Source organism: Butyrivibrio sp. ob235 (genome assembly GCF_900109475.1).
Lineage (GTDB): Bacteria > Bacillota > Clostridia > Lachnospirales > Lachnospiraceae > Butyrivibrio.
Genome location: NZ_FOBE01000001.1, coordinates 506,387 through 522,357, shown reverse-complemented (window position 1 = coordinate 522,357; position 15,971 = coordinate 506,387). Strand labels below are relative to the sequence as shown.

At 41.2% G+C, this 15,971-nt stretch carries 15 protein-coding genes and 1 other annotated feature; of the genes, 12 read left to right on the top strand and 3 right to left on the bottom strand.

What is annotated here, in order from left to right:
• The first annotated feature begins 25 nt into the window (after positions 1-25).
• The 6 genes from plsY to BMW61_RS02210 all read left to right on the top strand — a co-directional run bounded on the left by plsY (position 26) and on the right by BMW61_RS02210 (position 5,817).
• The gene (gene plsY, locus BMW61_RS02235; protein WP_022760196.1) at positions 26-691 is read left to right on the top strand and encodes a glycerol-3-phosphate 1-O-acyltransferase PlsY; all 666 of its coding nucleotides are present in this window, start codon (positions 26-28) and stop codon (positions 689-691) included.
• Between the two features lie 10 nt (positions 692-701).
• On the top strand, positions 702-1,724 hold the full coding sequence (locus BMW61_RS02230) for an NAD(P)H-dependent glycerol-3-phosphate dehydrogenase (RefSeq protein WP_022760195.1): 1,023 nt from the start codon (positions 702-704) through the stop codon (positions 1,722-1,724).
• A gap of 201 nt (positions 1,725-1,925) precedes the next feature.
• Positions 1,926-2,600, top strand: a complete 675-nt coding sequence (locus tag BMW61_RS02225; protein ID WP_091819568.1) for a hypothetical protein — start codon at positions 1,926-1,928, stop codon at positions 2,598-2,600.
• Between the two features lie 120 nt (positions 2,601-2,720).
• Positions 2,721-3,419 (top strand): hypothetical protein, encoded by a 699-nt coding sequence (locus BMW61_RS02220; protein WP_022760193.1) that lies wholly within the window; start codon positions 2,721-2,723, stop codon positions 3,417-3,419.
• 51 nt (positions 3,420-3,470) lie between these two features.
• Positions 3,471-3,723 (top strand) — a binding site (T-box leader).
• An 88-nt stretch (positions 3,724-3,811) separates the two neighbouring features.
• Positions 3,812-5,035 carry a tyrosine--tRNA ligase gene (gene tyrS / locus BMW61_RS02215; RefSeq protein ID WP_091819566.1) on the top strand — a complete coding sequence of 408 codons (1,224 nt, stop codon included), beginning with the start codon at positions 3,812-3,814 and terminating at the stop codon, positions 5,033-5,035.
• Positions 5,035-5,817, top strand: a complete 783-nt coding sequence (locus tag BMW61_RS02210) for an HAD-IIB family hydrolase (protein ID WP_091819565.1) — start codon at positions 5,035-5,037, stop codon at positions 5,815-5,817. The genes tyrS and BMW61_RS02210 overlap by 1 nt, the downstream gene beginning before the upstream one ends.
• 66 nt (positions 5,818-5,883) lie before the next feature.
• On the opposite strand, the gene BMW61_RS02205 is transcribed toward BMW61_RS02210, so the two are convergent.
• A complete protein-coding gene (locus BMW61_RS02205) occupies positions 5,884-7,152 on the bottom strand; it encodes an ArsB/NhaD family transporter (RefSeq protein ID WP_022760190.1) in 1,269 nt (422 codons plus the stop codon).
• A gap of 328 nt (positions 7,153-7,480) precedes the next feature.
• On the opposite strand from BMW61_RS02205, the gene BMW61_RS02200 reads away from it, so the two are divergent.
• The 6 genes from BMW61_RS02200 to hslO all read left to right on the top strand — a co-directional run bounded on the left by BMW61_RS02200 (position 7,481) and on the right by hslO (position 13,714).
• Complete coding sequence (locus BMW61_RS02200) at positions 7,481-8,617, top strand: ABC transporter substrate-binding protein (RefSeq protein WP_091819563.1); 1,137 nt, start codon at positions 7,481-7,483, stop codon at positions 8,615-8,617.
• 16 nt (positions 8,618-8,633) lie between these two features.
• On the top strand, positions 8,634-9,431 hold the full coding sequence (locus BMW61_RS02195) for an ABC transporter permease (RefSeq protein ID WP_091819561.1): 798 nt from the start codon (positions 8,634-8,636) through the stop codon (positions 9,429-9,431).
• Positions 9,421-9,999, top strand: coding sequence for an ABC transporter ATP-binding protein (locus BMW61_RS02190; RefSeq protein WP_091819559.1), 579 nt, complete (start codon positions 9,421-9,423; stop codon positions 9,997-9,999). The genes BMW61_RS02195 and BMW61_RS02190 overlap by 11 nt, the downstream gene beginning before the upstream one ends.
• Positions 10,000-10,076: 77 nt before the next feature.
• Entirely contained in the window at positions 10,077-11,564 is a 1,488-nt protein-coding gene (locus BMW61_RS02185; RefSeq protein WP_022760185.1) for a 4Fe-4S dicluster domain-containing protein, read from the top strand.
• 234 nt (positions 11,565-11,798) lie between these two features.
• Positions 11,799-12,782, top strand: coding sequence for a phosphate acetyltransferase (gene pta, locus BMW61_RS02180; RefSeq protein ID WP_022760184.1), 984 nt, complete (start codon positions 11,799-11,801; stop codon positions 12,780-12,782).
• A gap of 47 nt (positions 12,783-12,829) precedes the next feature.
• The gene (hslO, locus tag BMW61_RS02175) at positions 12,830-13,714 is read left to right on the top strand and encodes an Hsp33 family molecular chaperone HslO (protein ID WP_091819558.1); all 885 of its coding nucleotides are present in this window, start codon (positions 12,830-12,832) and stop codon (positions 13,712-13,714) included.
• 27 nt (positions 13,715-13,741) lie between these two features.
• Here hslO and BMW61_RS02170 read toward each other — a convergent pair whose 3' ends face one another.
• Positions 13,742-14,719, bottom strand: coding sequence for a biotin--[acetyl-CoA-carboxylase] ligase (locus BMW61_RS02170; RefSeq protein WP_091819556.1), 978 nt, complete (start codon positions 14,717-14,719; stop codon positions 13,742-13,744).
• A gap of 8 nt (positions 14,720-14,727) precedes the next feature.
• A complete protein-coding gene (locus BMW61_RS02165) occupies positions 14,728-15,345 on the bottom strand; it encodes a biotin transporter BioY (RefSeq protein WP_091819554.1) in 618 nt (205 codons plus the stop codon).
• Positions 15,346-15,971 lie beyond the last annotated feature (626 nt).

Sequence of the window (15,971 nt, the reverse complement as noted above, 5' to 3'; positions counted from 1 at the left end):
ATGAGGGGCCCGGGAGGGGATTCGTATGATTGCTAGAGTTTTGTGTCTGTTAATTGGCTATGCTTTCGGCCTTATTCAGACTGCTGTAATTTATTGCAGGATGAAAGGTGTGGATATCAGAAATGTCGGAAGCGGCAACGCCGGTACAACAAATACGCTTCGTGTTCTTGGGGCAAAAGCCGGATTTACAGTACTTTTTGGGGATATGCTTAAATGTATAGCGGCTGTAGTGGTTTCTTCATTTTTATGTAAGATGATTCTTGGTGACGGATATGGTGACATGAAGTATCTGTTGAAGATATATACTGCTGCAGGATGTGTCTTGGGGCATGATTTCCCCTTTTATATGAAATTTAAGGGCGGAAAAGGAATAGCTTGTACGGCAGGATATATTCTTGCATTTAAATGGACCTTTGTGATCGGAGGACTACTTGCATTTTTAATCCCTTTTAATATCACTCATTTTGTATCTCTTGGCTCACTTTGTCTTTATGCAGTATTTTTTATCCAGCTCGTAGTAGAAGGACAAATGGGACTTTTAAACATGTCTCAGCCGCACCTTATTGAAATGTATATTATAGCATTTGCTATGACTGCGCTTGCGTTTTATCAGCACAGAACCAATATTGGAAGGCTGATTCGCGGTGAAGAGAGAAAAACCTATATTTGGAAGAAAAATAAAGTAGATTGAGGAGGATAATGTGGACAACAGTATAGCCGTCATAGGCTCCGGAAGCTGGGGAATTGCACTCGCATGGAGACTCTGGAAAAACGGATCGGATGTAACCTTATGGGCGAGGAGCAGAGAATCTGCCGAGAGGCTCAGAACTTACAGAGAGGACAAGGATAAGCTTCCCGGAGTAATTTTGGATGGAAGTATAAAGATAACGGATAACCTCGAAGGCGCACTAAAGAACAAGGATATGGTAGTAATAACGGTTCCTTCTGTTGCAGTCAGAGAGGTTTGTAAGAAAATGAAACCCTATCTCATGCCTGAGGAAGAGGGGCACCAGATAATCGTTAACTGTGCTAAAGGAATCGAAGCAGAATCCCTTATGCTTATGTCTGATGTTATTCTTGATGAACTCCCGGGAAGGGATGTGGCTGTTCTTTCCGGCCCGTCACATGCCGAGGAGGTTGGAAAGGATCTGCCGACAACTATTGTTGTAAGTGCATTCTCCAAGGATACCGCAAAAGAAGTTCAGAATACGTTTATGGCTGATACATTTCGTGTATATACCAGCCCGGATATGCTTGGTATAGAGATAGGCGGAGCCCTTAAAAATGTTATTGCGCTTGCGGCAGGAGTTAACGACGGACTGGGGTATGGTGACAATGCCAAAGCAGCTCTCATAACAAGAGGCATAGCGGAAATGTCCAGACTTGGAGTTGCTATGGGTGGCGACTTTGAGACGTTTTCGGGATTGTCAGGAATCGGTGATCTTGTCGTGACCTGTGCATCTATGCATTCGAGAAACCGCAGAGCTGGAATTCTTATCGGGCAGGGTAAAACCGCTGACGAGGCAACCAAAGAGGTAAAGATGGTTGTGGAAGGAATTAATAGTGCATCTGCTGCACTGGCACTTTCAAAAAAGTATGACGTAGAGATGCCGATTGTCGAGCAGGTTAATGAGGTATTGTTTAACAATAAACCGGCGATTGAAGCTGTTACGGATCTTATGAACAGAGAAGGTAAGGACGAAAACGACCTTCAGGGATGGTAATTTAAGCTCACATACCATTTAACAATGGTATGTGAGTTTTTTTTGTAAATATAAAATAATTATAAAATTTTATTTCATTTTTTTCTCCAAATGTGGTAATATTACAAAGTACGTTTTAAGCTGATAAATCATTTAATGAGTTATGGGGCTCATTGCTGAAATGATTTGTCTTCTATATGAGAGAGGAAAGAGGAAAAGAAAATGAGAAAAGTATTGAAAACACTCGCAGGCGTTGTTCTTGCATGTGCTATTACATTCACTGCAATGCCTCAGACAGCATTTGCTGCCGGAATTACTACTGTAAATGTAGGACAGACTAAGAAGGTACAGTCAAAGTATTATAAGGGTGCCAAGGCACACAAGGCAAAGGTTACCTGTCACGACAAAAGATTTATGGGATCTGCCCAGGGCTACAATGTATATTATGTTGATTTTACATTGCAGAACACAAAATTCACCACAGATGAATGTATAGGAATTAATAAGGAATGCTCCAGGAAAGGTTTGTCTTCACTCTCGACTTATACTTGGGTTCTTACAGATAGTCAGGGTAATGATATAAACGGTACCAGAGCAGCAGTTTCAGCGGAATATTCAAGTATCACAAAGTCAAGCAGTGAGTTTACAAAGAAAGCTGTATACAGAAGCGGATATTACAGATATCATTGTAGTGTTTCTACTCCTAAGAGCAGAAATTTCAAGCTTATGGTTGTATGCCCTGCTTATTCACCGGACGTTTGCGTTGGTATAGCAGGTCTTAAAAAGGGTCAGCCTTCATACAGCGCATTGAATTCCTATCAGTATGGTTATTGCACATTTAATCAGGCAGGATTTGGTGGAAGCAAAAAGAACATTGCAGCTATCAGACTTCAGTAATTAAAAATCGCATTAGTGAAAGGGATTGGTCTCGCACCGATCCCTTTTTGTATTTTTTTTGAACGAAGCTCCTTGAATTTGATATAATATCCTTGATCAAAAAATATAGAGGAATGGTATATGAAAAAAGTTTTTAAAATCCTTTCAATGGTTATTCTCGCATCTGTAATAGTATTTTCATACACACCCCATACTGTAAGTGCTGCAGCATATTCGCAGGGGATGTTAAATACATCTGCAAAAGAGAACGGCACATATACGATAAAGACATATTTTCCCGGTATCGGTTATCAAAAGATGAAAGTGAGATTTGATACTGTAGAGAAAAAAGATGGGGAATTCGTATACAATGGTAAAAGCTATAAGGCAAAGCGGGCCAAAGTATCAATTCATTGCTACTATCCAAAATCGACGCTCAATAAAATCAAAAACAATGCAGCAAAGATTGTTATGGCAAGTAAGCATAAAAACAGTGCTCTTGATCGTGGCTCATTTATACTTGATGCGGACACGGGACGTTTGGGCTCTGTACTTTCCTGTAAAATGATTGTCACAAATAGAGAGTTAAAAAAACTTGTACAGAGAAAAGGAAATGTTAAGGCCAGTTATACAATTACCCAAAATTGGGATGTAACATATGATGTTACATATCCTAAAAAAAGTGAAGGGAAACTTCTCATAGGTATCACGGGAGTTAAAAAGGAGATTGGAAAGAATAGTGGTGGTTTTTCAGAGTTTTCAAGTGGCCGGGCATCTATTACGAGTACCCCATATTTCAAGAAAAATATGAAGTCGCTTTCAATCTGGACAAAAATCTGAATTATATAATTATATTCTTGACAATAAATCAAAAATATTGATAATTATTACGTAAAGGCTATGAATGGAATAAGTAGTCTAATGATTCAGCCACAGAGAGTTGCCGGTTGGTGAGAGGCGCGGATATGCTCATTAGATGAATACATCCGGGAGCTGCGCGGAGGAATGATATATCTAGTAAGCCGCGACGAGAACCGAGCGTTAGTCGGAAGAGTATGCGGAATATTCCAAGTACTTGCTGAGGCATGTGATGTGAATTACATGTGAATGAAGGTGGTAACACGGATTTAAACCCGTCCTTCGTAATCTATAATTGATTGCGAAGGGCGTTTTATTTTGGTTTTTATAGGAGAACCAAAAGGACGTCCTCGCATAAAAAACGGAGGTGTATTATGCAAATTTATGAAGAACTTAAAAGAAGAGGGCTTATTGCGCAGGTAACTGATGAAGAGCAGATAAGAGATCTCGTAAATGAAGGGAAGGCTACTTTCTATATCGGTTTTGACTGTACTGCAGACAGCCTTACAGCAGGCCATTTTATGGCACTTACTCTTATGAAGAGACTTCAGCAGGCAGGAAATAAGCCTATCGCTCTTATCGGTGGCGGTACTACCATGATCGGAGATCCTTCCGGAAGATCCGATATGAGAAAGATGCTTACAAGAGAGGATATCGATCACAATGCAGAATGTTTTAAGCGCCAAATGGAGAAATTCATTGACTTTGGCGAAGGCAAGGCTATGATGGTAAACAATGCAGACTGGCTGATGAACCTCAATTATATAGAACTTCTCAGAGAGGTTGGTGCATGCTTTTCAGTTAACAATATGCTTCGTGCCGAATGCTATAAGCAGCGTATGGAAAAGGGACTGTCTTTCCTTGAGTTTAACTACATGATCATGCAGTCCTATGACTTCTATTACATGTTCCAGAAATATAACTGTAACCTTGAGTTTGGCGGTGACGATCAGTGGAGTAACATGCTTGGTGGTACAGAGCTTATCAGAAGAAAGCTCGGTAAGGATGCACATGCTATGACTATAACTCTTCTGACAGATTCACAGGGCAATAAGATGGGTAAGACAGCTGGTAATGCTGTATGGCTTGATCCCAAGAAGACATCACCCTATGATTTCTATCAGTATTGGAGAAATGTCGGCGATGCTGACGTTGATAAGTGCCTTAAGATGCTTACGTTCCTTCCTATCGAGCAGATAGAGGAGATGGAGAAGTGGGAGGATTCCAGAATCAATGAGAAGAAGGAAATTCTTGCTTATGAGCTTACAGAGCTTGTTCATGGAGAAGAAGAGGCAAAGAAGGCACAGGATGGTGCAAGAGCTTTATTTGCAGGCGGCGGAGATCTTGCAAATGTTCCTGCTGTTTCTCTTAAGGAAGAGGATTTCAGAGACGGAGTTATTGATATCCTTCAGGTACTTGTTTCTTCAGGACTTTGCCCTACAAGAAGTGAGGCTAGAAGAGCAGTTCAGCAGGGTGGTGTAACATTTGGCGATGACAAGGTTACCGATTTTAAGACTACATACACTAGGGAGACTTTTGCCGGTGATGGTGTGATGGTTAAGAGAGGTAAGAAGTCCTTCAAGAAGGTTGTATTTTAATGGTTTTATTTTTTGATATAGACGGAACACTTTGGAATTACAAAAATGAAATAAGTGATAAGACTATAGAAGGCATTCGCGCTGCACGGAAGAATGGGCATAAGTGCTTTATAAATACCGGCAGGGCGAGAGCCTTTGTCACTAATGAAAATCTGCTGGGAATAGGTTTTGATGGCATAGTATCAGCCTGTGGAACTATGATCGAGTACAACAGCGAGGTGGTTTATAATCGCCTTATATCGGCAGAAGATGCCATAAGAACTATTGAGACAGTAAGGGCTTATGGTTTTAAACCTATCCTGGAAGGTCCAAATCACTTATACCTGGAATTGTCTGATTTTGAGGGCGATATGTATGGGGATAAAGTGATAGCTGAGATGGGAGACCGTCTGCGAGGAATAGATGAATGTTGGGGCAAGTGGGAGATGCAAAAGCTTTCCTGCGCCACAGAGATTCCGGTAGAAAAGCGCGATGAATGCTTTGAAAAGCTGTCTGACCTATATGATTACATGATACATAGCGATACCGTAGTTGAGATGGTTCCCAAGGGCTTTGATAAGGGCGTCGGAATTGAGAAGGTATGTGAGCTTCTCGGAGAAGATATCAGCAATACTTTTGCTTTCGGAGACAGCATAAATGATAAGGAGATGCTTATAGCAGCCGGTGTCGGTGTAGGTATGGGCGGAACCTATCATGATCTTTCCGAATATGCCGACTATATTACAGCATCGCTTGATGATGATGGGATATGGAAGGCTTTGAAACATTTTGAATTGATATAAAAATGTAAAATAAAAACTTCCTCTTGTTCTCAAAGGAGAGACAAGAGGAAGTTTTTTGCTGCATTATTATCTCCAAAGTACCCATAAGAACACATATGCGCCGATAACGGCAGCCAATGTGAAAGGAATACCGATTCTGGTGAAATCTTTGAAGCTTACTTCATATCCTTCTTTTCTGAGCATTCCGACACCTGCAATATTGCAGCTTGCTCCTACGGGAGTGATGTTTCCTCCAAGGGTAGCACCGCAAAGGAGTCCAAAATAGAGCAGATACGGAGCAATTCCGAGAGACGCGGTAACACCCTGAAGTACGGGAAGCATCGTAGCTACGTAAGGTATGTTGTCGATAAAGGCAGAAATGAGAACTGAGCCCCAAACTACAATTGTAAATAATAAGAAAATGTTATTTCCACCGGCTTTAACAATGAGCTTTGCGAGATCATCCACAAGACCAACCTCTGTAACGCCGCCAATTACCATGAATAATCCGGTAAGAAGGAGCACGGTATCATAGTCGAGATTCTTAACAACATTTTTTATTCTGTCTACATCGTGATCTTTGAAGTATTCCCATACGATTCCGATAAGAGAACATACAAGACAGATGACACCATTTGTAATCTCAGGTTTATTCTGAATAAATGAAGCTCCCATGAGTAAAACGACGTGGGCAACCATCATTATTGTAGGGACATAGTCTTTAACGACTGTTTTTTCTTCTGCGGATACAGGCTCTTTATCTTTTCTGAAAAGAATCATCATGATCGGAACTGTAAGCAGAGCACCAAGCTCTACTGCAAAGAAGATTCCAAGTCTGCCGTTCATCCAGAAGAAATCATTGAAGTCCATTTTGGCATAAGCACCAAGCATAATGGAGGTTGTATCGCCGACAAGTGTAGCAGCACCCTGCAGATTGGATGATACTGCAATCGAAATAATCATCGGAACAGGATTGATCTTGAGCTTCTTGCAGATTGCAAGGCCGACCGGTGCAACCATCAGAAGGGTAGCCACGTTGTCAATGAATGCAGATATCAGTCCTGAGAACAGTGACATATAAATTGTTACCCACATTACATTTGGAGCAAGATCAAGCAGATGATCTGCTATCAGGTTTGGCATTTTCGATTCAATAAAGTAATCTACAAGCAGTAACGTTCCGAAAATCATAAGAAGTACGTTCCAATCAACTGCCGAAACTACTTTAGTGTAGGGGAGAATACCGGTCACAATAAATATTGCGGCAACTCCCAGAGCGATATATGCACGCTTTTTCGGAAATGCGATAAGTCCGATATACATCGCCACAAATAAGATAATTGCAAGAGTTTTCATTTTAAAAATCCTTTCACTATTTTTGTTTGATAAAAAAAGAGACTGATACTGCAGATAATGCAGTAAAAGTCTCGTTAATTACAACATATCCGGGGAAGGACATCTTCCCGTACTGACGGATGAATGTTACATGCAGATGCATGACAACTACTCCCTTTTACTTATAATAAAATATCAAATTTGGAAGAGCGCGTCAAATGTAAATATGGACAAGTTATGGCCCTTTAGTTAGCCATAAAATGATTGTGATACCCTTATGTTTTATGATATACTAAATCGGACTTTATGCATAAATACAGTAATAAGCAAGGTATACGAGGAGTTTAGAATGAAAAAAGCATTATCTATCTTATGTGCAACGACTCTTTTTGTGTCCACCCTTGTTGGTTGTGGAAACACAGAAAAGGAGCAATCTGCACCGGTAAGCGAAGAAACAGTTGAAGCAACTGCTGAAGAATCAAATGAAGAAGTAACAGAAGAAGCAGCAGAGGAAGTTGCTGAAGAAGTAGCAGAAGAAACTACAGAAGAAACTGAAGAGGAAAAGCAGACTGAGGAAGCATCGGCAGAAGAGACAAGCAACTCGGTTACTGTAAGAGTTGGCTCTCTCAAAGGTCCCACAACTATGGGACTTGTGAATCTTATGAAGGATTCCGAGAACGGAGAGTCTGCCGGTAACTACGAATTTTCAATGAAGACTCAGCCCGATGAAATCATGGCGGGCGTTGTGTCAGGCGATATTGATATAGCACTTGTTCCTGCCAATATGGCATCTGTTCTTTATAATAAGACTGAGGGAGGCGTTTCCCTCGTTGATATCAATACACTGGGTGTTTTGTATTGCGTAACCGGTGACGAATCCGTAAAGAGTGTTAAGGATTTTGCGGGCAAAACAGTAGTGACTACCGGACAGGGTGCATCACCTGAGTATGTTCTCAGATACCTTCTTGATAAAAACGGCGTTACTGACTGCAATATAGAATTTAAGTCAGAGGCAACAGAAATTGCGGCTCTTCTTCAGGAGGACGCATCAAAGGTGGCAATTCTTCCGCAGCCATTTGCTACAGTGGCATCTGCGAAGAATGAGGCTGTATCGGTAGCATTCGATCTTACTGACGAATGGGATCAGGTTTCCGATGGATCAAAGCTCTTAACAGGTGTAACTGTTGTTAGAAACGACTTCTTAAATGAGCATAACTTAGAAGTTCAGAAGTTCATTGAAGAGCATAAGGCAAGTGCTGATAAGGCTATATCAGATGTCGAAGGCACTGCGGCTCTTGTGGAAGAGTATGGAATTATTGAGAAAAAGGAGATAGCTGCCAAGGCACTTCCTTCCTGCAATATAGTTTGTATTTCGGGAGATGATGCAAAGACTGCGCTTTCAGGCTACTTACAGGTTCTTTTTGATCAGGATCCTAAATCTGTTGGCGGTAACCTTCCGGATGATGCCTTCTATACATTGGACTAATTAGTGCTGAGGTTTTATGAAAATAGTAAAAAAGACCGGCATTGTGGCCTTCTGGCTATTGGTCTGGCAACTGCTGGCTATAATAATCCACAACAAAATATTACTTGCAGGCCCTGCAGAGTCATTAAACGCGCTTATCCAGATGGCAAAAACACCTGATTTTTCAACATCGGTTGTGACCTCAATGCTTCATATTGTTGCAGGAGTGGTGATCGGCTGTGTGCTGGGAATTGTTCTGGGGGCTATAGCTCTTAAATACAAAATTGTAGGAGAATTCCTTTCTCCTGTGGTGACTACTGTGAAGTCAGTGCCTGTAGCAAGCTTTGTTGTGCTTATACTTATTTGGATTGGTAGTGACAATTTGTCCACAGTGATAGTAGCGCTGGTGGTTTTTCCTATTTTATATCTGGCAACGACAAACGGTTTATCCGCAGCAGATGATAAGCTTCTCGAGATGGCACATGTATATCGTATGCCATCTGCCAATAAAATAAGATATATTTATTTTCCGGCTCTTATCCCATCATATATGAGTGCGATTTCAGTCGCAGTAGGCATGGGCTTTAAGAGCGGCGCAGCAGCTGAAGTAATAGGGCAGCCGCTTCTCACTATGGGTAATGGACTCTACAGATCTAAGATAAATCTTGATACAGCAGAGGTCTTTGCCTGGACATTTACGATTGTTTTAGCTTCATTTATAGTTGAAAAAATATTTATAATGATAATTTCCATAATAAAGAAACTGTTCGTGCCTGCATCGGCAAATAATCAGGCTGTAAACAGTAAGGATGAGGAGGTGCAGGATGACAATTGACCTTGAGAATATCTCCAAATCCTATGGGGCGAGGAAAGTCCTTGAAAATTTTAATCTGGAAATAGAAAATGATCATTCTTATGTTATTACAGGTGCTTCGGGAAGCGGAAAAACAACGCTTATACGAATTCTTTTAAGCCTTGAAGAACCTGATAGCGGAAGAGTTCATCTGATGGGTGATTATAAATATCCATATCTGAACGCAGGAGTGGTTTTTCAGGAAAACAGACTTTGCGAACAATTTTCTGCAGTTCAGAATGTTGTTATGGTCAATAAGAAAAACTCAGTAAAAGTTGCCGAGGAGGAACTCTTAAGACTCCTTCCCGAGGATGCGATTCATAAACCGGTATCTGAGCTTTCGGGAGGAATGAAAAGAAGAGTTGCGATAGTACGAGCATGTGCTATTCCATCGGATATGCTTATTATGGATGAGCCATTTACAGGGCTCGACCTTGATAATCGGATAAAGGCAATTGAGTATATCAGAGAAAAACAGGGAAGAAATCCGCTTCTTATTACTTCTCATGATATGGAGAGTCTGGATTTTTGCAGACGTATTGAATTGTAATATACCTTGAAATTCCTTTGGGATGATAGGTTTATATATGTAGTTGTAAATTGATTTTATAGAATTGGGAGATTTCTATGGTAACAAACGACGAGGGACTGGTAAGTTTTAAACACAAGATTATGGAAGAGGTTTGCCGCCTTGCCTGGAAGGGAGAGCTTGACGAGGAGCACAAAGACAAGCTTACATATCAGGTTGCGCCCGGACCAAAGCCTGAGTACAGATGCTGTGTTTACAAGGAGCGAGAGATAGTGCGTCAGAGAATTCGTCTGGCATGCGGACAGAGCACTTCCTATAACGAGAATTCAAAAAATGTGGTTCAGGTTATTGATCCTGCTTGTGATGAGTGTCCTATTTCAGCATTTTCAGTAACAGATAATTGCCGCTTTTGTATGGGAAAAGCATGTCTTAACTCATGTAAGTTCGATGCTATTCATCCTGGCGACATGAAGATGCACATTGATCCCGCTAAGTGTAAAGAATGCGGAATGTGTGCCAAGGCTTGTCCTTACGGTGCAATTGTTCATCTTGAGCGTCCCTGCCACAAGGCTTGTCCTGTAGGCGCTATCACTTACGATGAGTACGGATATTGTAAAATTGATGAGGATAAATGTATATCCTGCGGACATTGTATTCACAACTGTCCTTTCGGAGCTATCGGATCCAAGACTTATCTTGTTCAGATAATTGAGGCTATCAAGGAGGGCAAGGAAGTAATCGCTATGTGCGCTCCTGCGACAGAAGGCCAGTTTGGTGAGAACATCACTATGGCTGCAATTAAAAAGGCGCTTGTAAAGATCGGCTTCTCAGATATGGTTGAGGTTGGACTTGGCGGAGATATGACAGCTGCCTACGAGTCTAAGGAATGGGCTGAAGCTTATGCTGAAGGCAAGAAGATGACTACGTCATGCTGTCCTGCATTTATCAATATGCTTAAGAAGCACTTCCCTGAGCAGTTTGAAAACAACATGTCTTCAACTGTTTCGCCTATGTGTGCTATTTCCAGATATTTAAAGGCTACGCGTCCCGGATGCGTTACGGTATTCGTTGGCCCCTGCATAGCTAAAAAGTCAGAGGCTCAGGATCCTGATGTTCCGGATAATGCAGATTATGTAGTAACCTATGGTGAAATCAGAGCCTTGATGAGATCTAAGGATGTAGAGTTCGAGCCTGTGGATGATGAGTATCAGGAATCCTCAATCTGGGGTAAGAGATTTGCTACCAGCGGCGGCGTTGCAAATGCCGTTATCGAGTGCATGCAGGAGAGAGGTGAGGACATCGGTGACCTTAAACTGCATCGAGCAGCCGGTGGTCTTGAGTGTAAGAAAGCACTGACGCTTCTTAAGATGGGCAAGTTCCCTGATGATTTCATTGAGGGTATGGTTTGTCCCGGAGGATGTGTCGGAGGACCATCCAAGCACAAAACGGAGACAGAGATTACCAAGGCCAGAGCAACACTTCTAGCAAAGGCTGACGGAAGAAAGGTTCTTGAAAACCTTAAGAATTATCCCATGGATAAATTCTCAATGCACCGCGATGGTAAGAAAATAGATCTCCCCGACTAATAATGGGGATAAAGCCGGATAGTCGTTTTAGGCGATTATCCGGCTTTACTTTTTATCTTGATGTCAGGCGTTTATTAAAACTTTGATAAAATTTTATCTTTTCTTGAGATTTTAAGACATTAAGAGTTATAATTTTGTGGCATAATTATAAATGAGCTGTATGCTCAGGCTATGTATTATCACCAATGCGGGCTATTTCAAGCCTGCCTATTCATAAATTAGGAGGAAATATAAATGTACGGTTTTGGAGAAATGATTTCCAAGCTTAAAGCTAATCCGAAGACTATTGTCTTCACAGAGGGTGAGGATCCCAGAATTCTTGAGGCTTCATCCAGACTTCTTGCAGGTAACTTTTTAAAGCCTATTCTTCTTGGTAATCCTGATGTTATTAACAAGGTTGCTGAGGATGAGGGTTATAACATCAGAGGAGCAATAATAATTGATCCTACAAACTATGACGATTTTGAGGCTATGGTTGCAGAGTTTGTTGAGCTTCGTAAGAGCAAAGGAATGACTCCCGAGCAGGCTCGTGATATTTTGTCACATGCAAACTACTTCGGAACCATGCTTGTTAAGATGAAGAAAGCTGACTGCCTCCTTGGCGGCGCTACCTATTCAACAGCTGATACGGTAAGACCTGCACTTCAGATCATCAAGACTAAGCCCGGTAACACGGTTGTTTCATCCTGCTTTATTCTTGTTCGTCCTTCAGCTACAGGCGATAACGAGGTTATTGCAATGGGTGACTGTGCTATCAACATTGATCCCTCTGAGGATGAGCTTGTTGAGATTTGCGGAGAGACAGTAGAGTGTGCCAAGGCTTTCGGTGTTGATCCCAAAGTTGCATTCCTTTCATTCTCCACAAAGGGTTCAGCTAAGAGCCCTTCTGTTACAAAGATGCAGAATGCTACTAAGAAAGCACAGGAAAAGTATCCTGAGCTTCCGATTGATGGTGAGCTTCAGTTTGACGCTGCTGTTTCCCCTAAGGTTGCACGAGTTAAGACACCGGGATCACCTGTGGCAGGACATGCAAATACCTTTATTTTCCCTAATATTGATGCAGGTAACCTCGGTTACAAGATTGCTCAGCGCATGGGTAACTTTGAAGCATACGGTCCGATACTTCTCGGTCTCAATGCTCAGATCAATGACCTGTCAAGAGGCTGTAATGCTATAGAGGTTTACTCAATGGCAATTATTACAGCAAGCCTGGCATAAACCTCTGACACTTAACAGACAGATAGCAGAATTATAAACGAGGTTATATGGAATATAAGGATTATATGGTGCGTGCTACTGCAGCTGATGCGCAGATAAGGGCGTTTGCCATTACTTCAAGAAATCTGGTGGATGAGGCCAGAAAAATACATGATTTAACACCTATTTGCAGCGCTGCATTGGGGCGCCTTATGAGTGGCGCTCTCATGATGGGTGACATGCTGAAAAATGAAAAGGACGCGCTTACTATTACCGTTGACGGCGACGGCCCTATCGGAGGACTTCTTGCGACTGTTAATAACAGAGGAGAGGTTAAAGGATATGTGAAGAATAATACTGTTGTTCTTCCCAATAATGATGCAGGACATCTTAATGTCGGCGGGGCAGTAGGTAATGGTACACTTACCGTAACAAGAGATCTTGGACTTAAGGACCCTTATGTGGGAACGATACAGCTTTTGTCAGGTGAGATAGCGGATGACCTGACCTGTTATTTTGTGGAATCAGAACAGATTCCTTCTTCGGTAGGTCTTGGAGTTCTCGTTAATAAAGACTTTTCAATAATGGAAGCCGGAGGGTTTATTGTTCAGCTTATGCCAGGGGCATCAGAGGAAGTTATTTCAAAGCTCGAGGGTAATATCCAGGGAATGAAGACTGTTACAGAGATTCTTAAAGAGGGAAATACTCCGGAAGATATGCTGAACATGGTACTTGCAGGTTTTGATATAGACATCACTGCAACCATGCCGGTTAAGTATCACTGCGGATGTGACAGAGACAGGGTAGAAAGAGCGCTGACTCTTCTTGGAAAGAAGGAATTGGAGGACCTTGCATCGGATGGCAAAGATGTAGAGATTAAATGTCATTTTTGTGGAAAAGCCTATTCCTTTACGCCTACAGATCTTAAGGAGATGATGGTAAAGGCAAAATAACCTTGCCGTAAGCGGCGATTATTACGCTCAGGGTTTAATGCTTTTTGTACTTACATCTTCAGAGGATAATATTTTAGTTGTTTTATCGGGAAGCTCGACGATGAGCTTCCCTTTTTCGTTCACATCAATAGCTTTTGCTTCGTAATTTCCATTTGTAGTGATTACTCTGATTGGACTTCCAAGCATTTTCATTCTTGATTTGTATTCTTCTACGATGCAGTCCGGCACATCATTTGTAAGAATGTTGTTTAAAATATCAGCGATAAGCCGGTCTTTTGATATAGTCTCTGCGCCTTTCTCAAACAAACTTCCCGCTGTCTTTCTTAAATCCGGTGGGAATTCGTTTATATCGGAATTGAAATTTATGCCGATACCAATAACAATATATTGAAGTTCGCCGGTATCAAAATCAGTTCCTGCTTCGGAAAGGATCCCGCAAATCTTTTTGTCATCAATATACAGGTCATTTAGCCATTTGATTGAGGGAAATACGCCGATGGCGCTTTCCAGGGCTTTGCAGACACAGACACCGGCAAAAGGGGTGATCAGAGAATAATCAAAAATATTCATCTTTTCTGGGCGAAGAATGATACTCATGTATATGCCGCCTTTGGGAGATGAGAAGTGTCTTTTCTTTCTTCCGGTACCTCCGGTCTGGGTTTTTGAAATGATTACACTGCCATGAGGTGCATCAAAGGAAGCCATGCTCCGGGCAGTTTTATTTGTGGATTCAAGTTCGTCATAGATTGTAATTAGTTCGGAGTCGACATCGGGAGATAAATATTTTGCAATTCCTGAGATCGTAATATTGTCTGCAGGTGCTGACAAAGAATAACCCCTGCGAGGAGAGGCATTAATAATGTAGCCCTCTCTACGCAGGGATTCTATAGCTTTCCAGACACTGTTTCTTGACAGCTTAAGTTCCTTCGCAATAACTTCTCCGGAAGAAAAACGTCCGGAGTTGTCTTCGAGATAATTCAGTACAAGAGATTTAGTGTCAGTCATATTTTTCCTTATAGAATACTACTAAGTCTTTTCTTGAGCTGCGGAGCAATAAGTGCGACCAGTATTATCTTCACTATTGAGGTGGGGATAAACGGAAGAACGCATGCAGTAAACCCCGCTATAAAGGTGCTTTTAGAAAAGAGCATAAACCAAATTGTTCCAAATACATAATTGATTGTAGCACCTATTAACAGGCAAAGCACGAGAATAGTGAAATAAATATGCGGACTCTTCCGGCCTTGCTTGCGGAGAACGTTTGCTGCTATTTCATCACCGAGTCCAGCGGTATATGAAAGAATAGGGAAGGAGATAAGAAAACCACCCGTCAATCCGAAAATGATGCCGATACCGCCCTTGAATCCTGAAAAGACAGGGATTCCAACAGTTCCGATAAGAAGATATAAAAGAGTGGCATAGGTTCCTTTTCTTTTTCCAAGGACAATACCTGCGATGGGGATAATGAGTGTTTGCAGTGTCATGGGAACCCCGGCGGGCATCGGGATTGAAAGTTGTGAAAGAACACATATGATTGCACAAAAAACACTGATAAAACATAAATCCTTTATGGCTGTTCCTTGTATTTCGGTAGATTCGTTTGTTTTTGCATCAACTTGTTGCTCGTTCATTTTTAGCTTAAGTCCTTTCGAAATATTTTTTGGATACTCTCAAAAAGAATAGAACAGATTCTCTTTGATGATTATTTTTGTCACCGTATATCGATAAAAAACGGATAACAATGAGAGAATATAATAAATTGTATTGATTGTCAACTACAATTAAAATGCAAGGGTGACAATTAACGAATACAATATATAGTAAGCAAGATTTTTAAAAGACTATATGTTTGTAAAATACGAAATAAAGAAGGGTATAAATAAAATTGAATCAAAAACAGTATGCAATTTGCACTAAAAAGACAGAAAATAGAGACTAATTTGAAATTAATATTTATTTTTCTAAATAAAGCAAAAATATTTGTAAAGTGTATTGACATTTTGGAACAATATTGATATTATCATTTTACCAACAAGAGAGCAGATAAATTCTAAAGAATAGCGATGGTAGCGAGTGCTTTACCGGAGTGAGAACAGACAGATTTATCTGTTTTAAGAATAGAGGTGAGATGCGGCGGCGTGTGCTTCACCAATTCGATCGCTCTATTCATTTCATCTTAACGAATCGGTTGGCTGCAGGAACGGCGAGTAACGAGGATGCCGGTGGTCACAAGAAGGTCATGATGCGCAGCGTGATT